The organism is Micromonospora sp. NPDC048999 (assembly GCF_040649295.1).
Lineage (GTDB): Bacteria > Actinomycetota > Actinomycetes > Mycobacteriales > Micromonosporaceae > Micromonospora.
Map to the genome: position 1 here is coordinate 14,467 of NZ_JBEZFI010000030.1, position 20,681 is coordinate 35,147.

Annotated in this window: 19 protein-coding genes; 7 read left to right on the forward strand and 12 right to left on the reverse strand. The window is 73.8% G+C overall.

Going from position 1 to position 20,681, the window contains the following annotated elements; all coding sequences use genetic code 11:
• The first annotated feature begins 153 nt into the window (after positions 1 to 153).
• Positions 154 to 2,592 carry a glycoside hydrolase family 3 C-terminal domain-containing protein gene (locus AB0C02_RS24575; RefSeq protein WP_357551151.1) on the forward strand — a complete coding sequence of 813 codons (2,439 nt, stop codon included), beginning with the start codon at positions 154 to 156 and terminating at the stop codon, positions 2,590 to 2,592.
• A complete protein-coding gene (locus tag AB0C02_RS24580) occupies positions 2,589 to 3,629 on the forward strand; it encodes a LacI family DNA-binding transcriptional regulator (protein ID WP_357551152.1) in 1,041 nt (346 codons plus the stop codon). The genes AB0C02_RS24575 and AB0C02_RS24580 overlap by 4 nt, the downstream gene beginning before the upstream one ends.
• 32 nt (positions 3,630 to 3,661) lie before the next feature.
• Here the strand turns inward: AB0C02_RS24580 and AB0C02_RS24585 are convergent, their stop codons facing one another.
• Together AB0C02_RS24585 and AB0C02_RS24590 are read right to left on the reverse strand one after the other, a co-directional pair.
• The gene (locus tag AB0C02_RS24585) at positions 3,662 to 3,844 is read right to left on the reverse strand and encodes a hypothetical protein (protein ID WP_357551153.1); all 183 of its coding nucleotides are present in this window, start codon (positions 3,842 to 3,844) and stop codon (positions 3,662 to 3,664) included.
• 232 nt (positions 3,845 to 4,076) lie between these two features.
• A complete protein-coding gene (locus AB0C02_RS24590; RefSeq protein ID WP_357551154.1) occupies positions 4,077 to 4,586 on the reverse strand; it encodes an NUDIX domain-containing protein in 510 nt (169 codons plus the stop codon).
• A gap of 69 nt (positions 4,587 to 4,655) precedes the next feature.
• Here AB0C02_RS24590 and AB0C02_RS24595 point away from each other — a divergent pair, with 69 nt between their 5' ends.
• Positions 4,656 to 5,795 carry a hypothetical protein gene (locus AB0C02_RS24595; protein WP_357551155.1) on the forward strand — a complete coding sequence of 380 codons (1,140 nt, stop codon included), beginning with the start codon at positions 4,656 to 4,658 and terminating at the stop codon, positions 5,793 to 5,795.
• Positions 5,796 to 5,823: 28 nt separating this feature from the next.
• Here AB0C02_RS24595 and AB0C02_RS24600 read toward each other — a convergent pair whose 3' ends face one another.
• On the reverse strand, positions 5,824 to 7,305 hold the full coding sequence (locus AB0C02_RS24600) for a peptide MFS transporter (RefSeq protein WP_357551156.1): 1,482 nt from the start codon (positions 7,303 to 7,305) through the stop codon (positions 5,824 to 5,826).
• A gap of 223 nt (positions 7,306 to 7,528) precedes the next feature.
• On the opposite strand from AB0C02_RS24600, the gene AB0C02_RS24605 reads away from it, so the two are divergent.
• Positions 7,529 to 7,870, forward strand: coding sequence for an RNA polymerase-binding protein RbpA (locus AB0C02_RS24605; RefSeq protein WP_357551201.1), 342 nt, complete (start codon positions 7,529 to 7,531; stop codon positions 7,868 to 7,870).
• 57 nt (positions 7,871 to 7,927) lie between these two features.
• On the opposite strand, the gene AB0C02_RS24610 is transcribed toward AB0C02_RS24605, so the two are convergent.
• The 5 genes from AB0C02_RS24610 to AB0C02_RS24630 form a co-directional block, all read right to left on the reverse strand.
• A complete protein-coding gene (locus AB0C02_RS24610; protein WP_357551157.1) occupies positions 7,928 to 8,440 on the reverse strand; it encodes an FxsA family protein in 513 nt (170 codons plus the stop codon).
• A 56-nt stretch (positions 8,441 to 8,496) separates the two neighbouring features.
• Positions 8,497 to 9,291 (reverse strand): polyprenol monophosphomannose synthase, encoded by a 795-nt coding sequence (locus AB0C02_RS24615; protein WP_357551158.1) that lies wholly within the window; start codon positions 9,289 to 9,291, stop codon positions 8,497 to 8,499.
• A 41-nt stretch (positions 9,292 to 9,332) separates the two neighbouring features.
• Positions 9,333 to 10,937 (reverse strand): apolipoprotein N-acyltransferase, encoded by a 1,605-nt coding sequence (lnt, locus tag AB0C02_RS24620; RefSeq protein WP_357551159.1) that lies wholly within the window; start codon positions 10,935 to 10,937, stop codon positions 9,333 to 9,335.
• 90 nt (positions 10,938 to 11,027) lie between these two features.
• The gene (locus AB0C02_RS24625) at positions 11,028 to 11,711 is read right to left on the reverse strand and encodes an ABC transporter ATP-binding protein (RefSeq protein WP_357551160.1); all 684 of its coding nucleotides are present in this window, start codon (positions 11,709 to 11,711) and stop codon (positions 11,028 to 11,030) included.
• Positions 11,708 to 12,796 carry an ABC transporter permease gene (locus AB0C02_RS24630; RefSeq protein WP_357551161.1) on the reverse strand — a complete coding sequence of 363 codons (1,089 nt, stop codon included), beginning with the start codon at positions 12,794 to 12,796 and terminating at the stop codon, positions 11,708 to 11,710. The genes AB0C02_RS24625 and AB0C02_RS24630 overlap by 4 nt, the downstream gene beginning before the upstream one ends.
• 170 nt (positions 12,797 to 12,966) lie before the next feature.
• Between AB0C02_RS24630 and AB0C02_RS24635 the strand changes: the two genes are divergently transcribed.
• The 3 genes from AB0C02_RS24635 (at position 12,967) to AB0C02_RS24645 (ending at position 16,148) form a co-directional block, all read left to right on the forward strand.
• A complete protein-coding gene (locus AB0C02_RS24635; protein ID WP_357551162.1) occupies positions 12,967 to 14,160 on the forward strand; it encodes a sensor histidine kinase in 1,194 nt (397 codons plus the stop codon).
• Positions 14,157 to 14,792, forward strand: a complete 636-nt coding sequence (locus AB0C02_RS24640; RefSeq protein ID WP_357551163.1) for a response regulator transcription factor — start codon at positions 14,157 to 14,159, stop codon at positions 14,790 to 14,792. The genes AB0C02_RS24635 and AB0C02_RS24640 overlap by 4 nt, the downstream gene beginning before the upstream one ends.
• A gap of 66 nt (positions 14,793 to 14,858) precedes the next feature.
• Positions 14,859 to 16,148 carry a low temperature requirement protein A gene (locus AB0C02_RS24645; protein WP_357551164.1) on the forward strand — a complete coding sequence of 430 codons (1,290 nt, stop codon included), beginning with the start codon at positions 14,859 to 14,861 and terminating at the stop codon, positions 16,146 to 16,148.
• Between the two features lie 368 nt (positions 16,149 to 16,516).
• On the opposite strand, the gene AB0C02_RS24650 is transcribed toward AB0C02_RS24645, so the two are convergent.
• The 4 genes from AB0C02_RS24650 to AB0C02_RS24665 are packed head-to-tail and all read right to left on the reverse strand — an operon-like array spanning position 16,517 to position 20,611.
• Positions 16,517 to 17,911 (reverse strand): glutamate mutase L, encoded by a 1,395-nt coding sequence (locus AB0C02_RS24650; protein ID WP_357551165.1) that lies wholly within the window; start codon positions 17,909 to 17,911, stop codon positions 16,517 to 16,519.
• Positions 17,908 to 18,300 carry a hotdog domain-containing protein gene (locus AB0C02_RS24655; RefSeq protein ID WP_357551166.1) on the reverse strand — a complete coding sequence of 131 codons (393 nt, stop codon included), beginning with the start codon at positions 18,298 to 18,300 and terminating at the stop codon, positions 17,908 to 17,910. Before AB0C02_RS24655 ends, AB0C02_RS24650 begins: the two co-directional genes overlap by 4 nt.
• On the reverse strand, positions 18,297 to 19,055 hold the full coding sequence (locus tag AB0C02_RS24660; RefSeq protein ID WP_357551167.1) for an OAM dimerization domain-containing protein: 759 nt from the start codon (positions 19,053 to 19,055) through the stop codon (positions 18,297 to 18,299). Before AB0C02_RS24660 ends, AB0C02_RS24655 begins: the two co-directional genes overlap by 4 nt.
• A complete protein-coding gene (locus tag AB0C02_RS24665) occupies positions 19,052 to 20,611 on the reverse strand; it encodes a lysine 5,6-aminomutase subunit alpha (RefSeq protein WP_357551168.1) in 1,560 nt (519 codons plus the stop codon). The genes AB0C02_RS24660 and AB0C02_RS24665 overlap by 4 nt, the downstream gene beginning before the upstream one ends.
• Positions 20,612 to 20,681 lie beyond the last annotated feature (70 nt).

Genomic DNA, 20,681 nt, shown 5'->3' on the forward strand with positions numbered 1-20,681 from the left:
GGCGGCATCTCTTTCCGCGGTCGTCGAAGCGCTTCACCAGCGTCCGGGTCGACCACCGCTCGAATCCGCATGACCGAAACCGCCGCTCGTCACGACGGTCGTCGAAGCGCTTCGATATGCCGGTCGCCCCGACGCCCACGGAAGGCATCCGCCATGACCGACCACCTCCCCCACCACCTCGACGACCTGCTGGCCCGGCTCACCCTGCCGGAGAAGCTCGGCCTGCTGCACCAGTGGCAGGCGCCGGTGCCCCGGCTCGGCCTGCCCCCGTTCCGCACCGGCACGGAGGCGCTGCACGGCGTCGCCTGGCTCGGCCCGGCGACCGTCTTCCCCCAGGCGGTCGGGCTGGCCGCCACCTGGAACCCCGACCTGATCCGGACGGTCGGCGCCGCCGTCGGTGACGAGGTCCGCGCCAAGCACCACGCCGACCCTGCGCGAGTCGGCCTCAACGTGTGGGCGCCGGTGGTCAACCCGCTGCGCGACCCACGCTGGGGACGCAACGAGGAGGGCTGGTCCGAGGACCCGTGGCTGACCGGCCGGCTGGCCACCGCGTACGCCCGCGGACTGCGCGGCGACCACCCGACCCGGATGCGCACCGCGCCGACCCTCAAGCACTTCCTCGGCTACAACAACGAGACCGACCGGGCCACCACCTCCAGCAACCTGCCGCCCCGCGTGCTGCACGAGTACGAACTGCCCGCCTTCCGGGCCCCCATCGAGGCCGGCGCGGCGGTGGCGGTGATGGCCTCCTACAACCGGGTCAACGGAGTGCCGGCGCACCTGAGCCCACTCATCGCCGGCGAACTGCGCGGCTGGGCCGACGACGAGATCATGGTGGTCGGCGACGCCGCCGCGGTCGCCAACATCGCCGGCGTGCAGGCCCACCTGCCCGACCACGTCGAAGGCTTCGCCGCCGCCCTGCGCGCCGGCATCGACAGCTTCACCGAGGACGACGAGGACAGCGCCCCGACGATCGAGCGGCTGACCGAGGCGCTGCGCCGCGGGCTGATCACCGAGACCGACGTGGACCGGGCGGCACGCCGCATCCTCGGCGTACGGCTGCGCCTGGGCGACCTGGACCCGCCGGCTGACGACCCGTACGCCGCCGTGCCGCCCGACGTCATCGACTGCCCGGCGCACCGGCGACTGGCCCGCGAGGCGGCCCGCCAGGCGGTCGTGCTGCTGCACAACGACGGACTACTGCCCCTCTCGAGCGCCGCCGCGCCCCGGGTGGCCGTGCTCGGCCCGCTCGCCGACACCGTCCACCTCGACTGGTACAGCGGCACCCCGCCGTACGCGGTCAGCGCGTACGGCGCCCTGGCCGGGCGGCTGCCCGAGGTGACCACCCACCCGGGCGCGGACCGGATCACGCTGCGCGTCGGCGAGCGTTACGTCCACTGCCCGGACACTCCCGACGGCGGCCCGTTGACCCTCGACGCCGAACCTGGTGGGTTCGACGTGTACGACTGGGGCCGGAACGTGGTGGCGTTGCGCGCGGTCGGCAACGGGCGGCACGTCGGCGCCGACGACACCGGCACGCTGGTCAACGACCGGCCCGGCCCGGGCGGCTGGGTGGTCCGGGAGACGTTCCGCTTCCACCACCGCGCCGACGGCACCGCGCTGCTGCAGCACCTCGCCACCGACCGGTACGTCACCGTCGACGCCGACGGCCGGCTGACCGTCGGCGCCGACCCGGACGACGCCGCCCGGTTCACCGTGGACCTGCTCGTCGACGGGACGGCCGAGGCCGCCGCGCTGGCCGCCGCCGCTGACGTGGCCGTGGTGGCGCTGGGCAACCACCCGATGGTGGGCGGCCGCGAGACCGAGGACCGGGTCGACCTGACCCTGCCGGTCGGGCAGGAGACGCTGCTGCGCGCCGTGCACGCCGCCAACCCGCGAACCGTGCTGGTGGTCACCAGCAGCTACCCGTACGCGGTCGGCTGGGCGCAGCAGCACCTGCCGGCGGTGCTGTGGACTTCGCACGGCGGCCAGGAACACGGCAACGCCCTCGCGGACGTGCTGCTCGGCGACGCCGACCCGACCGGCCGGCTCACCCAGACCTGGTACGCCGACACCGCCGACCTGCCCGACCTGCTCGACTACGACATCATCGACGCCGACGCCACCTACCTGTACCACCGGGGCGAGCCGCTGTACCCGTTCGGGCACGGGCTCAGCTACACCCGCTTCGACTACGCCGACCTGCGGTTGAGCGCGGCCGAGGTGACCGCCGGCGAGGTGGTCGAGGTGAGCGTCGCGGTCACCAACACCGGCGACCGCCCCGGCACGGAGGTGGTGCAGCTCTACACCCGGCAGCGGCGCTCCCGGGTCAAGCAGCCCCTGCGGCAGCTGCGCGACTTCACCCGGGTCGCCCTGACTCCCGGGCAACGCGCCACCGTCACCCTGCGGCTGCCCACCGCCGAGCTGGCCTGGTGGGACGAGTCCCGCGGCGCGATGGTCGTGGAGGACGCCACCCACACCGTGCTGGTCGGCCGGTCCGCCCGGGACGTCCGCCTGGTCGGCGCCCTCACCGTGACCGGCTCGGCCCCGGCCGCGGTGCCGGCCGCCGACCGGTGCGGCGCGGCCCGATGACCACCGCGCCGGGTCGCGGCCGTACCGGCGGCGACCAGGTCACCATCGCCGACGTCGCCCGGCACGCCGGGGTCGCGGCGAGCACCGTGTCGTACGTCCTCAGCGGCAAGCGGGCGATCTCGGCGGTGACCCGGGACAGGGTCCTTGCCAGCGTCCGCGCACTCGGCTACCACCCCAACGCCGGAGCGCGTGCCCTGGCCAGCCGCAAGGCGAACGTCATCGCCCTGGTACTGCCGTTGCGCACCGGGATGCAGGTGCCGGTGGTGATGCAGTTCGCCACCGCCGTGGTGACCACCGCCCGCCGGTACGACCACGACGTGCTGCTGGTCACCTCCGACGAGGGGCCGGCCGGGCTGCGGCGCATCGCCGCCGCCGCGATGGTCGACGGTGTCCTGCTGATGGACGTGGAGCTGGAGGACTCCCGGGTGCCGCTGCTGCGGGAGCTGGCACTGCCGAGCGTGCTGATCGGGCATCCCGCCGACGCCACCGGGCTGGCCTGTGTGGACCTCGACTTCCACCGGGCCGGCGAGGTCTGTGTCGAGCACCTGGCCGGGCTCGGGCACCGGCGGGTCGCGCTGCTCGGCGCCCCGGCGGCCGTCTACGCCCGGGGCACCGGCTTCGCGCACCGGACTCGGGCCGGGGTGCTGGCCGCGGCCGCCCGGCTCGGCCTCGACGCGGTGACGCTGCCCTGCGAGGAGGGCCGGGCGGCGATCCGCCGCGACCTGGCGTCCCTGCTGGACCGTCACCCCGACATCCACGGCCTCGTCGTGCAGAACGAGTCGGCGGTCGGGCCGGTGCTGGCCACGCTGCCGGCCCTGGGCCGGCACGTGCCGGCGGACATGTCGGTGGTGGCGGTCTGCCCCGACCAGCTCGCCGAGCAGGCGGGGCTCACCTGCGTGCCGGTGCCCGCCGAGGAGGTCGGCCGGCAGGCGGTGACGTTGCTGATGCGCCGGCTGCGCGACGAGCCGGTGCCGGAGGTGACGCTGCTCGAACCACGGCTGGCCGTGCGGGACAGCACCGCCGGGGGCAGTCGGTGACGGCCCGGCTTACCGGGGCGAGCACGGCGCTGTCAGGACTTCCCACGCCCGCCCGCGCCCCGAATCGCCGACTCGATGCGCAGGAGCAAGCCGCCGAACACGAGCACCGCCCCGAGGACCAGATCCAGATTCGTGGGGGTGGTGGGTTCGTCGTACTGGTAGAGGAGGAAGATCACTCCCCCGACTGCCGCGAGTCCGCCAATGAGGCCGACCACCGCGCCTGCTGCCATCTCCGATTGCGGTCGGCTATCCGCAGTCTTCGCTGTAGGGCTGAGGGTTTGGGGACGGTCGGGTTGCTGCTGGGCAGGGCTGGTTGGGCGGCCGGCGGCGCCCGGACCGGGTTGGGACGGGCGAAGTTTCCGTTCGGGGGATGGCGAGTCCATCGCGGCAGTCTAGGCGGGATGTCGCTACTGCTGACGCCTCAGCTCGATGAGCACGCTCGGGCCGTCAGAGGTTGTCGGGCCGGGTGAGCGCCGGGTGTCGCTCACCCGGCGCGGCGTACCAGGCGCTGGTCTCCTCACGCAGCGCGGTGTCGATCCGCAGCCGCGACCAGTCGTCCAGCTCGGGCAGGGCGTCCGGGTCGAACCAGCCGACCGCGATGGACTCGTCCCCGTCGGCGGTGGCCGTGCCACCGACCGCGTGGCAGCGGAACCAGACGTTGAGGTATTCGCAGGCGTCGCCGTTGGGGTAGACGACCGGGTGGGTGGCGACCCCGCCGACCCGGTCGATCGCCACCCGCACCCCGGTCTCCTCGTGGACCTCCCGCAGCAGCGCCTCGGCCGGCTGCTCACCCGGGTCGACCATCCCGGCCGGCAGCGACCAGCGCCCGTTGTCGCCCCGGCGGGCCAGCAGCAGCCGCTCCGCCTCGTCGGTCACCACCGCGCTGACCCCGTACAGCAGGAGCAGGTCGGGGCCGATGTGTCGACGCATTCGGGCGACGTACGGCGAGACCGGCATGGCCGCAAACCTACCCCCGGCGCGGGCTTGCCGCGCTGCCGGCGGACCGGCCGTTAGACTTCGCCCCCGATGGACGCCCAGCCCACCCCCGAGACCCGCCCGTGCGCTCACTGTGGACGGCAGGTGCCGCAGCGTGTCGGCGCCGGCCGGCCGTTCCGTTACTGCCGGGACAACGACGGGGCCTGCCAGCGGGCGTCGCGCAACTCGCGGATGCGCCACCGCAATGCCCCCGGCCTGCCCGGCCAGGTGGCCCGCACCTGGGAGGCGGTGGACCGGCTCGACCAGATCGTGGAGACCCTCACCGAGGCGCTGCACGCCGAACTGTCCCCCGCCGGGGTGGAACGGCAGCTCGCGCAGGTCCGCGCCGAGGCGGCCACCCAGGTGGCCGCCTCGCACACCGAACGGGACGAGGCTCGCCGGGACGCCGAGGACGGCGCCGCGACGGCCGCCGGGGCCCGGCAGGAGGCCCAGGCGGCGCTGGCCGAGCGGGACGCGGCCCGGGAACACGCCGGCCGGGCCGAGGCCGAGGCTGCCCGCGCCGCCGAGCGGGCCGAACGCGCCGAGGCGTCCCGGGACTCCGCACGCGACCAGGCCAGCGCCGCGCAGGCGCTGCGGGTGCAGGCCGAACGGGACCGCGACGCCGCCCGTGACGAGCTGGGCACAGTGCGCACGGAACTCGACACGCAGCGGCGCCGGGTCACCGACCTGGCCGCCGAGCGGGACGCCGCCCGCGCCGACGCAGAGCGGGCCGCTCGCGCGGCCGGCGAGGCGGTGGTGCGGGCCGATCGGCTGCGGGCCGAGGCCGATCGGTCGCGGGCCGAGGCCGAGGCGGCCCGGGCGCAGGTCGAGCAGGCTCGCGCGGAGACCGAGCAGGCGCGCGCGGAGACCGCCGAGGCGCGGCGATCCGCGCAGGCGACGCAGGCCGCCCGGGACCGGGCCGAGGCGGCGCGGGCCGAGGCCGTCGCGGCGGCGGCCACCGCCCGGGAGGAGGTGGCGGCCCGCGTCGGGGAGCGGGACACCCTCGCCGCCGACCTGGCGGCTGCGCGGGCGGCCGCCGGCGCGCTCGAGGCCCGACTGGCCGAGCTGGCCGTACGGTTGACCGCCGTCGAGGCCGACCGGGACGCGGCCCAGCGCCGGGCCGGGCAGCTCGCCGACCAGGTCGGCGACCTGGCCAGCGCCCTGGCCCGGCTCAGCATCCGCGACTCCTGACCGTCCCGCGCTGCCCTCCGGCGCCCGGTCAGTGGATGCCGGACATCAGCGCCCGGATGTGCCGGGCGAACATCACCGCGCTCAGTCCCAGCACCACCGACGCCAACCCGAAGGTGAGGAAATAGACCGCCTCCGACCAGGTCTCGGCCAGCCGGGCCACCTGGCCACCGATCGCGTCACCGACGGCGGTGGCCAGGAACCACAGGCCCATCATCTGGCTGGCGTACTTGATCGGGGCCAGCTTCGTGGTGGCCGACAGGCCCACCGGGCTCAGCGACAGCTCACCGGCGACCTGGATGGCGTACACCGCGACCAGCCACCACGGCGAGACCAGCCGGCCGCCGACGGCGGCCTGCGCCGCGGCGGCCATCAGCACGAACGACAGGCCGTTGAGGACCAACCCGACGGCGAACTTCATCGGGGTGGACACCCGGTGGCCGAGCTTCAGCCACACCCAGGCGGCCAGCGGCGCCCCGATGATGATCAGGATCGGGTTCACCGACTGCAGCCAGGACGCCGGGAAGGTGACACCGAGCACGCCCCGGTTGGTCTTGTCGGCGGCGAAGATGTTCAGCACCGACCCGGCCTGGTCGTAGATCAGCCAGAACGCGGCGGCGAAGACGAACAGCCACAGGTACGCCTTCATCCGGCTGCGTTCGGTGGCGCTGATCTCCCGGTCGGTGAGGATCCGGGCGAAGTATCCGGCGGCCACCAGCACGGTGACCAGGGTGAGCAGGTTGACCACCGTGTTGACGGTGAACAGCCCGGACAGGGCCAACGCCGCCAGCACCGCCAGCGCCACCACGACGACCACGCCGATGCGGGTCAACGCCCGCCGCCGGTCCGCCCCGAGCAGCGGGTCGACGGGCCGCGCGCCGGCCTCGCCCAGGTTGCGGCCGCCGAGGACGTACTGCACCACGCCGAAGGTCATGCCGATCGCGGCGGCGCCGAACCCCAGATGCCAGTTGATCTTCTCGCCGAGCAGGCCGGTGATCAGCGGGGCGATGAACCCGCCGAGGTTGATGCCCATGTAGAAAATCGAGAACCCGGCGTCGCGGCGCGGGGAGTCCCGGTCGTACAGGTCGCCGACCATGGTGGAGATGTTGGGTTTGAGCAGCCCGGTGCCGAGCACGATCAGCGTCATGCCGGCGAACACGCTCCACCGCGCCGGCACCGCCATCACGTAGTGGCCGGCGGCGATGACCACGCCGCCGGCCAGCACGCTGCGCCGGGCGCCGATGAGCCGGTCGGCGATCCAGCCGCCGGGCAGCGCCATCAGATACACCATCGCGTTGTAGGTGCCGTAGACGGCGTTGGCGGTGGACTCCCGGATGGCCAGCCCACCGTCGGCGACGGCGGCCGTCAGGTAGAGGACCAGGATGGCCCGCATGCCGTAGAAGCTGAACCGCTCCCACATTTCGGTGAGGAACAGCGTCGACAGCGCCCGCGGATGACCGAAGAACGTCCGTTCGCCGGGCGCTCTGCCCTTGACCGGCATGTCACTGGCCATCGTCACCTCCCGCGCCCCATGGGCGGTTAACATCCCCAGTGACAGCCGAAACACTCCACTCATTCGACCCGGCCGGGGACGACCCCGCCGGGCAACTCGCGTGGGCGGCTACCCTTGCAGGGTTCCGACCCGCGCGGGTTGCGCCGGCGTGGGCGGGAATGGCCCGGCGGGGACGGACCGTTACACCGAGAAGACCAGCACCACCAACGAGGGGAAATCGATCATGGGCGAGCGCATGCTGCGCGGGAGCCGTCTGGGCGCGGTCAGCTATGAGTCCGACCGCAACACGGAGCTCGCGCCGCGTCAGACCCGCGAGTACCTCTGCGCCAAGGGCCACCAGTTCGAGGTGCCGTTCGCCGTCGACGCCGAGGTCCCGACGACCTGGGAGTGCAGGTTCGACGGCAGCGTCGCACGGCTGGTCGACGGCAGCGAGCCGGAGCAGAAGAAGGCCAAGCCGCCGCGTACCCACTGGGACATGCTGCTGGAGCGGCGTTCCATCGCCGAGCTGGAGGACATCCTCGCCGAGCGGCTCCAGGAGGTCCGCACCCGCCGAGGCCGCGCCTGAGCAGCGCACGAAACGACCGAAGCGCCCCCGGGATCACCCGGGGGCGCTTCGCCGCGTTCAGGGCCGGCGAGGTTCGATGATCTCGCCCTCGACGACCGGGCCCGACTCGCCGGCCGGCGGCTGCTGCGGCGGCTGCGGCGCGCCGCGGTGCACCCGCACCCGGCGGGGGCCGAACAGGTCACCGGCGACCATCGACGACACCCGGCGCTCCGTGGCCCGTTGCGTGCCGGCGCGGGCCACCCGCCGCACCGGCGGCACCAGCAGCAGCAGCCCCACCGCGCCGGTGATCAGGCCGGGCAGCGCCAGCAGCAACGCCCCCGCCAGGCCGACCAGGCCGTCGGTGACCTGCCGGCCCGGTGGCTGACCCGACTCCGCGGCGGCGCGGAAGCCCCGCCACGCCCGCATGCCCTCCCGGCGCAGCAGCGCCAGCCCGAGCAGGGTCACCCCGAACACCAGCAGCAGCGCGGCGCCGAAGCCGACCGCCCGGCCCACCAGGACGAACACGATCAGCTCCAGCACCGCCAGCAGCAGCAGGGCCGGCGGCACGTACCTCAGTCTCAGTCGGCGCATCTCACCTCTTCAGCCACGGGCGTCATCACGCTCCTCCAGCATGACACGGCCGCGGCTCACGGCCATCGGGCCAGCTCGTCGGGCCCGCCCCGCCGGATCGCCGTACGCCGGTCCCGCACCCCCCAGCTGGTGATCCGCCACAACGCCTCGGCCACGATCAGCGGGCTCATCTTGCTGTCACCGTGTTCCCGCTCGGCGAACGTGATCGGCACCTCGACGATCCGCACCCCGGCCCGGTGCGCCAGCCGGGACAGTTCCACCTGGAACGCGTACCCCTGGGAGCGCACCGAATCCAGGTCGATGGCCTCCAGCACCGTCGTCCGGTACACCCGGTAGCCGCCGGTGGCGTCGGTGACCGGCATGCCCAACGCCAGCCGCGTGTAGAGGTTGGCGCAACGGGACAGCAGCAGCCGCCGCAACGGCCAGTTCAGCACCCGCGCCCCGCGGGTCCACCGGGAGCCGATCACCACGTCGGCGTCGCGGGCGGCGGCCAGCAGCGCCGGCAGGTCCTCCGGGGCGTGCGACCCGTCGGCGTCCATCTCCACCACGGCGTCGTAGCCGCGCTCCCGCGCCCAGGCGAAACCGGCCAGGTACGCCGCGCCGAGGCCATCCTTGCCCTGCCGGTGCAGCACGTGAACGTGCGGGTCGCGGCGGGCCAGTTCGTCGGCGATCGCGCCGGTGCCGTCGGGGCTGTTGTCGTCGGCCACGAGGACGTCCACGGCCGGCGCCGCCGCGCGGACCCCCGCGACGATCTGGCGCACGTTGTCGGCCTCGTTGTAGGTGGGGATGACCACGAGCACCCGTCCCACCCCGGGGTGCCCCGACGTCCGCCGCTGCGTTGCCACGCCCACCGCCGTACCACCCTCTCCCGCCGGCCTGCCGGCGCCTCGTCCTACCCGGGGGCGCCCTCCCGACGGCGCCGCAGCACCGCCGCGCCGGCCAGGGCCGCGACGGCGAGCGCCGCGAGGACCACCTCCGGCCACACCCCCGCCCGGGTGGCCGGGGTCTGCCCGTCCCCGAGCTGCATCTGCCGGACCACCACCGCCGCGGTGTTGAACCCGGTCGCCCCGTCTACCCGCCCATCGGGGGTAACGAACCCGGACACCCCGACCGTGGAGGCCATCAGCGCCGCCCGGCCGTGCTCGACGGCACGCAACCGCACCATGGCCATCTGCTGGCGGGCCTCGGCCACGTCGAAGGTCGCGTTGTTGGTCTGCACCACCAGCAGCTGCCCGCCGCCGGTGACGGTGTCCCGGACAATCCCGTCATAGGCGACCTCGAAGCAGATCACGTCCCCGACGGTGACCGGCCCGGCGTCGAGCACCCCGGGTGTGGCGCCGGGCACGAAGTCGGTGCGGACCCGGTCCACCTCGGCGCTGACCATCCGGGCGATCCGCCGCAGCGGCACGTACTCGGCGAACGGCACCGGGTGCCGCTTGACGTACATCTGCCCCAGGTCGACGCCGCTGCCGGGCCGCCACAGCAGGCCGGCGTTGCGGACCTGCCCGGCGTCGGGGCCGAGCAGCACCGCGCCGACCAGGATCGGCGCGCCGATCGCCTCGGCGGCCTGGGAGATCCGGTACCCGGCGTCCGGGTTGCGCAGCGGGTCGATGTCGCTGGAGTTCTCCGGCCACACCACCAGGTCGGGGCGGGGTTGCGTGCCGGCGGCGACCTGTCCGGCCAGCGTCAGGGTGGCGTTGACGTGGTTGTCGAGCACCGCCTCCCGCTGGGCGTTGAAGTCCAGCCCGAGGCGGGGCACGTTGCCCTGCACGATGGCGACGGTGACGCGGTCCCCGCCGCCGCGCACACCGGCCGGGACCGCCGTCGCGGCGGCGAGCAGCGCGGCCAACGCGGCCGCGGCCCCCGCCACCGGCCGCCACTGCCCGGCCGGTTGACGCCAGTCGCGCCAGGCGGCGGTGACCAGCAGCCCACCGGCCACCGCGACGGCGCAGGTGACCAGCGGGGCGCCGCCGAGCGCGGCCAGCCGCAGCAGCGGCGACGCGTCCTGGCTGAACGCCAGCCGCCCCCACGGGAACCCACCGAACGGGGTACGGTCGCGCAGCGCCTCCTGCCCCACCCACAGCACCCCGGTCAGCAGCGGCCACACCACCCGGCGCCGGTCGACCAGCGGCGACACCCAGGCGGTGGCCGCGCCCAGCAGCGCCAGGTAGCCGGCCTGCAGCAACGCCAGCAGGATCCACGGCAGGACGCCGGTGTGCAGGTTGGTCCATTCCAGCAGCGGCGCGAACAACGCCACCCCGGTGAGGAAACCGAGCCCGGCGCCGGCGCGCAGCCGCCGCCGGTGCGCCGCCGCCGCCAGCAACGCCACCCCGACCGGGGCCAGGGGCCACACCCCGTACGGGGGGAACGCGGCCAGCATCGCCAGCCCCGCCAGCACGGCCAGCGGCGCGGCCACCGGCAGCGGCAGCGGCAGCGGCGCCGCCGCGTCGTGTGCCGCGCCCGTGGTACGCGTCTCCCGGCGGTCGAGGGTGGTCACCGGCGCTCCGTCACAATCACGGGCCGAAGGCTACCCGGCCGGCCCGTGCCGCCGCCGGTGGACACCGTGTCCCGCCACCCGCACGGCCGCTCACCGCGCCGGAGTCGGCGCGCGCAGCCGCCCGTCGTGCACCTGCACGATCCGGTCGACGGCGGTCAGGTGGGTGTGGTCGTGGGTGACCAGGACGGTCGCGGCGGCCCGCTGGTGGGTGAGGCGCACGATCAGGTCGATGACGGCGCCGCCACGATCGTGGTCGAGGGCGCTGGTGGGTTCGTCGACGAGCAGCACGGTGGGGTCGTTCATCAGGGCGCGGGCGATGTTGACGCGCTGACGCTGCCCGCCGGAAAGCTGGTGGGGACGCCGTCCGGCTTCGCCGGCGAGACCGACGGCGTCGAGCAGCTCCAACGCCCGGGGCCGGGCCCGGGCCGGGGACCGCCCGTCGATGTGGGCCATCACCTGCAGCTGTTCCACGGCGGTGAGCGAGGGCAGCAGGTTCGGCTGCTGGAAGACGATGCCGATGTGCCGGCGACGCAGGTCGGCCAGTTCCGCCCTGCTCAGGCCGGTGGTGGCGGCGCCGTCGACGGTGACGGTGCCGGCATCGGGGGCGATGAGGGTGGCGGCGACGGCCAGGAGGCTGGACTTGCCGGACCCGGACGGGCCGACGACGGCGGTGAGGCTGCCCCGGGGCACGTCGAGGGTGACCTGATGCAGGGCGGTCAGCCGGCCCGCACCGTCGGGATAGGTGAGGGTGATGTCGGTCAGGTTGAGGCTCATCGGGCACTCCCCAGGGCGGTCAGCGGGTCGACGGACGTGATGCGGCGGATGGCCAGGGCTGCCCCGAGCGCGCCGAGGACAACGATCACGGCGGCCGGCACGCCGACCGTGGCGGGGGTGAGCAGGAACGGCACGGCCGAGGCCGCCACGGCGGCGCCGAGAGCGGCGGCGAGCGCACTGCCGACGAGGGTGCCGGCGGCCAGCAGGACGACAGCCTGACCGAGCGCGTCGCGCAGCAGGTTGCTGGTGGAGGCGCCCAACGCCTTCAGCACGGCGACGTCGGCGCCACGCTGAATGGTCCACACGCTGAAGAACGCGCCGATGACCAGGGCGGCGATGACGAACAGGAAACCACGCATCAACTGCAGCGAACCGTTCTCGGAACGGTACGAGCCGATCGCGGACAGCGAGTCGCCGGTGGCGACGGTTCTGGTGCCGATGGCCGCGTCGGCGGCGGCGACGTCGACGTCGCCGGTGGTGTTGAGAGCGATGACGGTGGCGGTCGAACTGTCGGCGTCGCCGGCCGGCCGTGCGGCCGACTGCCACGTGTCGAGGCTGACCCAGATCACCGGGGTGTGGCTGTAGGAGGCGTCGCCCCGCACGGCGGCAACGGTCAACCTCCGCCCGGCGACGGTGACGGCGTCACCGGCCCCCACGTGAAGATCGTCGGCGGCGGACGTGGACAGCACCACCGACCGGTCGTCGACCCGCGTGCCGTGCGGCGCCAACGCGGATCCGGGCAGGACACCGAAGACACTCACCCCGGCGCCCGCGTCACCCGCGGTGGCCCTGGTGACGGTGATCCCCAACGGTTCGGCCCGGGTCACCCCGGGCACCTGCGCCCACCGCTGCCACTGCTGCTGCGTGACGGTGGACTCGGCGTACGACACGTCCTGCCCGCTGGCGGGCGCGTTGAAGGCGATCCGGTCCGCGGGCAGGTCGGTGATCGCGGAAACGTTCTCCCGGCCCAGCCCGGCGGTGAGCCCGGACAGCAGCCCGACCAACGTGCTGATCAACGCGACGACGGCCCCCATCAGGGCGAACCGCCCTCTGGCGAACTTCAGGTCTTTCCAGGCGACGAACACGAGTTTCCTGGCCCTTTCACGAGGCGTGGCGGTGCCGGTCCACCGTCACCCGCGCGGTACGCCGGCGACATCTGACCCAGGACGGGACTTCACGAATCGAACGGCACCGGCCGGGTTGCATCTTTTGGCAGAGGGCGACCGCGGTGGCCAGCGCCTAGGCTGGAAGCACCGTGAACACCACCGCCACCACCGCCACCCCGGGCGTCCGCGCCCTGGCCTGGTGCCTGCACCTGCTGGTCGCCGGCCTCCTCGCCCTGACCGCCGGCCGAGCCGTGGCCGCCGCCGCCCCCCACGCGGCCGGCGTGGTCGCCGCGGCGGCGCTGCTGGCGCTGGTCTACGCCGCCGGTGGGCTGCTGCCCCGCGCCCGGGCCGCCCACCGGGCCGCCGCCTGGTGGCTGGCCGCCGTGGGCGCGCTGTGGGTGCTGCTGCTGGTCCTGTCCGCCGACGCGGTGTGGCTCGCGTTCCCGCTCTACTTCCTGCAGCTGCATCTGCTGCCGCGCCGGGCCGGACCGGCGGCGGTCGCGGCGACCGCGCTCGCGGCGATCCTCGCGTTCGCCGCCCACCGGGGCTCGTTCGCCCTGGCCACCGCCGTCGGCCCGGCGCTGGGCGCGGCCGTGGCGGTGGCGGTGGTGTGGGGGTACGAGGCCCTCTACCGGGAAAGCGAGCAGCGGCGCCGGCTGATCGAGGAACTCACCGCCACCCGCGCGGACCTGGCCGCCGCCCAGCACACCGCCGGAGTGCTGGCCGAACGCGAACGCCTGGCCCGGGAGATCCACGACACCCTCGCCCAGGGGTTGTCCAGCATCCAGTTGCTGCTGCGCGCCGCCGAACGGGCACTGCCCGACGGCACCGCCGCCGGCTACGTGGAGCAGGCCCGCCGGGCGGCCGTGGACAACCTCGCCGAGGCCCGCCGCTTCGTCGTCGCCCTCACCCCGCCGGCCCTGCAGGACGCCACCCTGGCCGGCGCCCTGCAGCGGCTGTGCGCCACCACATCCACCCGGCACCGGCTCGCCGCGCGTTTCCACCTCACCGGCGACCCGCTGCCGCTGCCGACCGCACACGAGGTCGCCCTGCTGCGCATCGCCCAGTCCGCCCTGGCCAACACGGTCCGCCACGCCCACGCCAACACCGCCGAGGTCGCCCTCGGCTACCTCGACGACCAGGTGACCGTGCGGGTCACCGACGACGGCGTCGGTTTCGATCCGGACACCGCCGGGTTCGGCCTGGCCGCCATGCGCGCCCGCGTGCACGCCCTCGGCGGCACCCTCGACGTCGCGTCCACCCCCGGGCAGGGCGCCACCGTGACCGCCCGGCTACCCGTCACCACGCCCGTGCCCGCCGTCGAGTCCGAGGTGAACCGGTGACGGATTCCGACATTCACCTGCTGGTGGCCGATGACCACCCGGTGGTGCGGGCCGGGCTGCGCGCCGTGCTGGAGACCGAACCCGGCCTGCTCGTGGTGGCCGAGGCCGCCACCGCGGAGGAAGCCGTCGCCCGCGCCGCCGCCGGTGACATCGACGTCGTACTCATGGATCTGCAGTTCGGGCGGGGGATGAACGGCGCCGAGGCCACCGCCGCCATCACCGCACGTCCCGGCGCGCCCCGCGTTTTGATCGTCACCACCTACGACTCGGACGCCGACACCCTGCCGGCCATCGAAGCCGGCGCCACCGGCTACCTGCTCAAAGACGCCCCGCCCGAGGAACTGGCCGCCGCCGTGCGCACGGCGGCGGCCGGGCGTACGACGCTGGCCCCGGCCGTGGCCGACCGGCTCATGAACCGGCTACGCGCCCCCGCCACCGCCCTGACCCGACGGGAGACCGACGTGCTCGCCCTGGTCGCGCAGGGGCTGTCCAACCGCGCCGTCGCAGCGCGGCTGCACCTCACCGAGGGCACCGTCAAGTCGCACCTGGCCCGGATCTACACCAAACTCGGCGTCGACTCCCGCACCGCCGCCGTCGCCGCCGCCACACGTCTCGGTCTCATCCGCCGCTGACCCACGGCCGTGCGGTTCTGCGGCTTCCGCCCCCGCGCCCGACGGTGACCTGCCAGGCTCGGCAGCATGAGCGCTGGCCGCCGGCGGGGGCGGATCGTGCCGGCCGCGCCGGGGTCCCGCGTCAGTCGCCTGGAGTTGTTCTACGACCTGGTGTTCGTGCTGGCGTTCCTCAACGTCACCACCCTGTTGTCGGCGAACCTGACCGTACACACGCTGCTCGCGGGCCTGCTGGTGCTGGCCCTGCTGTGGTGGTGCTGGGTCTCCTTCGCCGCGCTGGGCAACGCGGTGCGCACCGACCAGGGGGTGCTGCCGCTGATCGGCGCGGTGACGGTGGTCGCCCTGTTCGTGCTCAACCTGAGCCTGCCGGAGGCGTTCACGAACCGTCCCGGCGGGCCGCCCGGCCCGCTCGTCTTCGCCGTCTGCTATCTGGTCGTCCGCGCGGTCCAGGTGCTGGTGCTGCTGACCCGCAGCGACGTCCCGGGCCGCGCGGCCCTGCGGTTCGGCCTGCCGCTGCTGGCCAGCGTGACGCTGCTCCTGGTCGCCGGGGCGCTGCAGCACCAGCAGGTGGCCGGGCCGACGTGGTTGCAGTTGGCGCTGTGGGCCGCCGCCGTGGGCATCGAGTTCACCGCCGGCAGCCGCGTCCGCAGCGTCGGCCTGGCAGTGGTCTCCGCCGCCCACTGGGCGGAACGGTACGCGCTGATCCTGCTCATCGCGCTCGGCGAGTCGATCATCTCGCTGGGGCTGGGCCCCAAGCCGACCGCCGGACGACCGATCAGCTGGGCGGTGATCGTGGCGTCGATACTCGGCGTCACCACCATCGCGGCGCTGTGGTGGATGTACTTCGACACCCTGGCGCCCGCCCTCGAGCAGCAACTGCACCGCACCCGCGACCCGGACGCCCGGGCCGCCTACGCCCGCGACGTCTACGCCTACCTGCACCTGCCGTTGATCGCCGGGATCATCCTGTTCGCCCTCGGCGTGAAGCGCTACCTCGCCGTGATCGCCGATCCACACGGTGATCCGTGGCGAGTGCGCGCGCTCGGACTGGACTACCGGGTGCTGTTCGCCGGCGTGATCATCTACCTCGTGGGCCTGCTGGCACTCGGGGTACGCGCCAGCCGCCGCGTGCGGCTACTGCCGGCCGTGACAGTGGTGGTCCTCGCCGCCGTGCTGCTGCCCGCCGGCCGGTTACCGGCGGTCGCCGGCCTGGCAGTGCTCGCCCTGGCCTGCGTCGCGCTGGTGCTGGCCGGGCTGCGCGCCAGCGACCCGCTGCGCCGCCAGGTACGGCAGGTGGCGCTCAACGAACAGATCGCCGCCGAGCAGGAACAGTCGCAGTGGCGCCGCCGCCACCTGTGAAGCGGCGCGGGCGGAGACGAAATCGGGGCGCGGCTCGCGCCGCGCCCCGATGCTCCCAGGCCCTTCCCGGCCGGTGGGGCGAGGACGACCGGCGCCGACCTTCGGACCGACCGGACGTGGACTGGCTGCCCCCGCCTGGCCGTTGTCTACTGGCCGTGCCTTTCACCCTGCCCGTACACCGGTAACCGCGGCCGGTTCGCGCCGCCCCGCCGACCCCCGCCCGCTGGACCTGGCCGCCGCAACCACATCGGGTCGCTCGGCCAGCGGACGAAGGGACGAAGCGAACAACAGCCGCTTCCCGTGATAGGACTCAAAGACGGTACGGCGTACACCCCCGCCGCTGTCAACCCACCCCGGCCTGTCGTGTGTCACACCACGGCGTGTCGCGTCGGCGCGTCTCGATCCGTTGCCGCCGCAGGTGACACACCCGCGCCGAGGTGGCGGCGCAGCAACGCGACCGCCGCCCCCGGTTGCTCGGCGGCGAGCAAACCACCGGCCGCGAGGACGTAGTCGACGTCGACGACCGCGCGGGCCGCCCGGGGCAACGGCCACCCGCCGGCGTGATCGCCGAGCACCGCGGCGAGCACCCCGGCCGCGTCACCGGCGTCGGCGTGCCGCAGCACCCCCCCGGAGCCGACCATCAGCCGCACGTCACGCAGATCCCGACCGGCCCGCTCCCCGGTGGCCGCGCCGCGGGCATGCCGACGCACCGCCACCGTCGCCGCGAGCGCGGCGATCCGCCGGTCGGCGACCCGGTCGGCGGCCCCGGCGGGCAGGAAACCCGGGTCGGCGGCCCGCACCGCCGCGACAGCGGCCAACTCGTCAGCCTCCCCCGGGTCGAGGAGACGCTCCTCCACGGCGGCGCGCACCACACCGGGGGCGCTCCACCGCATGCCCAGGTCCCCCTCGACGGTGCGGGCCCGCCACAGCGTGCCGGCGACCTCCCGGCCCGGCCCGCTGTCCCGCTCGTCCGGAGTCAACACCGAATACACGTCGGTGGTGGCCCCGCCGACGTCCACCACGACCAGGTCCCCGCCGAGCGCGTCGGCGAGCACCTCCACGCCGGTCAGCACCGCGTCCGGGGTGGCCGCCCGCACCAACCGCGCGAACCGGCCACCCCGGGACAGCTTCTTGCCCCCGATGACGTGACGCAGAAACACCTCCCGGATCGCCGCCCGCGCCGCGGCAGGCGCCAACACCCCGATCCGGGGCAGCACGTTGTCGGCGGCGGTCACCGGCACCCCCGCGGCGACGAGCAGGCCGTGCAGCTCGTCCCGGACGTCACCGTTGCCGGCGAGCACCACCGGCACCCGCCACCGGGCCTTCGCCAGCCGGGTCGCGTTGTGCGTCAACACCTCCGCGTCACCGCCGTCGGTGCCCCCGACCAACAACACCACGTCGGGACGGGCCGCGCGCAGCGCCGTCAGGTCCGCCGCGCCGAGCCGCCCGGCGGCCACGTGCACCACGTTCGCCCCGGCCGACAGCCCCACCCGCCGGCCCGCCTGCGCGGTGACGAGCGGCTCGTAACCGATGACGGCCAGCCGCAACCCACCCCCGGCCGACGAACACACATACCAGGGCGCCTCGCCGCGCACCCCCGCGTCGGCGGTCGCGGCGGCCACGGCGGCGTCCAGGCCGTGCAGCACATCCGTGCCCACGGTGGTCGGCGCCGCGGCCGCCCCGACCAGCCGGCCACCGTCCAGGTCCACCACCGCCGCCTTGGTGTACGTCGACCCGACGTCGGCGCAGACGGCGACGTTCACGTCGCCGCGGGCACGACCACGGTGCCGGTCGCAGTGACCGCCACGACCGGCACCTCAAGGACCTCGGCGGCGGACTCGCCCCGGTCAGGGCGGCCCCGGCACACCACCCGAGCCTCGAAATCGATGGTGCGGCTGCGGGTGCCCACCCGGGTCACCGTCGCCACCACCTCCAGCACGTCCCCGGCCTTCATCGGCGCCTTGAACTGCACATCCTGGTACGACGCGAACAACCCCTCGTCACCGTCGGTACGGATGCACACCTCGGTCGCGACATCCCCGAACAGGCCCAACGCATACGCCCCGTCAACCAGGTTCCCCGCGTAGTGGGCGTGCGCGTACGGCACATAACGACGGTGGGTGACGGTCAGACCGACCCGCGAATCGCTCATTTCTTCGCCTTCTTGTCCGTGATCAGGGCGTGCACCAGATAGCTGGCGACCTCACCGGGGGTGGTGCCCCGACCGAAGATCCGGTCCACCCCCAGCTCCTCGGTCATCGTCTCGTCGAACCGGGGCCCACCGACGATCAGCAACGGCCGCTTACCCGCCGGCATCGCCTCCCGGAACGCCGCCGACATCTCCCGGGTGTTGTGCAAATGCGCGTCACGCTGAGTGACCACCTGCGAGACGAGCACCGCGTCGGCCTTCTCCCGCCGCGCCGCCTCCACCAACTCCGGCACGCTCACCTGCGCACCCAGGTTGGTGACCTTCAACTCCCGGTAGTACTCCAGGCCCTTCTCCCCCGCGATGCCCTTCACGTTGAGGATCGCGTCGATGCCGACCGTGTGCGCGTCCGTGCCGATACACGCCCCCACCACCGACAGCTTGCGCCGCAACCTCTGCTTCACCACCACGTTGACCTCCTTGGCCGACAGCAGCGGAAAATCCCGCTCCACCACCTGCACCGCCGAGAGGTCCACCAGATGGTTCACCCGCCCGTACACCACGAAGAACGTGAACCCGTCCCCCATCTGCTTGGCGTGCACCAACATCGCCGGATCGATGCCCATCCGGTTGGCCAACTGGACCGCCGCGCCCTCGGCCCGCTTGTCATGCGGCACCGGCAGGGTGAACGACACCTGCACCATGCCGTCACCGGTGGTGTCCCCGTACGGCCGGACGACCTTCTTCTCCGAGGCGCTCACGCCGCCGCCTCCAGGATCTCCGTGGCCGGGTTGTAGTAGTCGGCCTCGTGCCTCGCCACCCCGTCCAGACCCTTACCACGGTCCGCCGGCCGCTTCATGATCCCGAACGTGCCCTCGGCGATCGCCGTCAACAACGACTGCTCACCGATACGGTCCAGCAACTCCACGGCCTCGCCGAGAACCCGATGCGCGCGCTGCTGGATGAACCCACCCGGGGCGGGCACGAAATCCTCGTGCAACCCACCGGCCGCGCCCAGCACATAACGGACGTTCTGCAGCGCGATGTCCCGGTCCGACAACCACGGCGTCACCACCGCCTCCGTCATCATGCCGACCAACAGGATCCCCTGCCCGGTCATGGTGCCGACCAGGTTGAAGAACCCGTCGAGCAGGTTGCCGCGGAACACGTCACCGGTCATGTGCTTCGTCGGCGGCATCCACTTCAACGGCGCGTCCGGGAACAACTCCCGCGCCAGCAACGCATGCGCCAACTCCAACCGGAACGACTCCGGCACATCCGGATTGATCTCGAACGCGTGCCCCAGCCCCAACTGCCAGTCCGCCAACCCGGCCTCGTGCGCGAAAAACTCGTTCAGCAGCTGCGACACCGTCACCGTGTGCGCCTCGTCCACCGCGTCGGCGGTGGTCAGGTAGTTGTCCTCACCGGTGTTGATGATGATCCCCGCACGGGCGTGCACCTGCCGCGAGAACCGCTGATCGACAAACGTGCGGATCGGGTTGATGTCACGGAACAAAATCCCGTACATCGAGTCGTTGAGCATCATGTCCAGCCGCTCCAGGCCGGCCAAGGTCGCCATCTCCGGCATGCACAACCCCGACGCGTAGTTCGTCAACCGCACATACCGGCCCAGCTCCTTCGACGACTCGTCCAGAGCGGCCCGCATCAGCCGGAAATTCTCCTGCGTCGCGTACGTGCCGGCGAACCCCTCCCGAGTCGCACCCTCCGGCACGTAGTCAAGCAGCGACTGCCCCGTCGACCGGATCACCGCGATGATGTCCGCGCCGGCGCGCGCGGCAGCCTGCGCCTGCGGAATGTCCTCGTAGATGTCACCGGTAGCCACGATCAGGTAGATCCACGGCCGCTGCTTCGGATCCCCGTACCGCTTCACGAGACGGTCCCGCTCGGCACGCCGCCGGTCGATCTGCCGGACCCCCGCGGCCACCGCCTTCCGGGCGGCCTTGCGGGCAGCGGTCGCCGCCTTACCGGTGGGCACCGCGAACCGCACCGACCCGGCCGCCGCCTTCTGCGCCAGCAACGTCACATCGGTGATCTGCTCCCGAGCCAGGGCGTCGAACACCGGCACCGCCACCCCGTGCCCCAACCCCACATCCGCCACGACCGCATCCACCAGCCGGTTCACCCACGGAATACCATCCGGGTCCGCGCCGGCCACCCCCGCCAGCCGCAACACCGCCCGCTCCACCGACACCGTGGTGTGGCTACGCGCCAACTCCACCACCGGCTGCCCGGCACGACGCGCCAACTCCCGCGCCCGCCCCACCAACGCCGGGTCCAGCCCAAGCTTTCCGGTCACGCCGTCACCTCGCGCTCCGCTCGGCGACGCCGTGCCGGCGCCTCGCTGTGCCGATGGTTCGCTCGCAAGC

What these genes read in the sequence shown, in the direction of transcription:
- AB0C02_RS24610 (WP_357551157.1), bottom strand. Translation starts at nt 8,440, where the DNA reads ATGCGCCGACTGAGACTGAGGTACGTGCCGCCGGCCCTGCTGCTGCTG.
- AB0C02_RS24600 (WP_357551156.1), bottom strand. Translation starts at nt 7,305, where the DNA reads ATGGCCAGTGACATGCCGGTCAAGGGCAGAGCGCCCGGCGAACGGACG.
- AB0C02_RS24595 (WP_357551155.1), top strand. Translation starts at nt 4,656, where the DNA reads ATGGACGCCCAGCCCACCCCCGAGACCCGCCCGTGCGCTCACTGTGGA.
- AB0C02_RS24605 (WP_357551201.1), top strand. Translation starts at nt 7,529, where the DNA reads ATGGGCGAGCGCATGCTGCGCGGGAGCCGTCTGGGCGCGGTCAGCTAT.
- AB0C02_RS24625 (WP_357551160.1), bottom strand. Translation starts at nt 11,711, where the DNA reads ATGAGCCTCAACCTGACCGACATCACCCTCACCTATCCCGACGGTGCG.
- AB0C02_RS24655 (WP_357551166.1), bottom strand. Translation starts at nt 18,300, where the DNA reads ATGAGCGATTCGCGGGTCGGTCTGACCGTCACCCACCGTCGTTATGTG.
- AB0C02_RS24580 (WP_357551152.1), top strand. Translation starts at nt 2,589, where the DNA reads ATGACCACCGCGCCGGGTCGCGGCCGTACCGGCGGCGACCAGGTCACC.
- AB0C02_RS24590 (WP_357551154.1), bottom strand. Translation starts at nt 4,586, where the DNA reads ATGCCGGTCTCGCCGTACGTCGCCCGAATGCGTCGACACATCGGCCCC.
- AB0C02_RS24645 (WP_357551164.1), top strand. Translation starts at nt 14,859, where the DNA reads ATGAGCGCTGGCCGCCGGCGGGGGCGGATCGTGCCGGCCGCGCCGGGG.
- AB0C02_RS24575 (WP_357551151.1), top strand. Translation starts at nt 154, where the DNA reads ATGACCGACCACCTCCCCCACCACCTCGACGACCTGCTGGCCCGGCTC.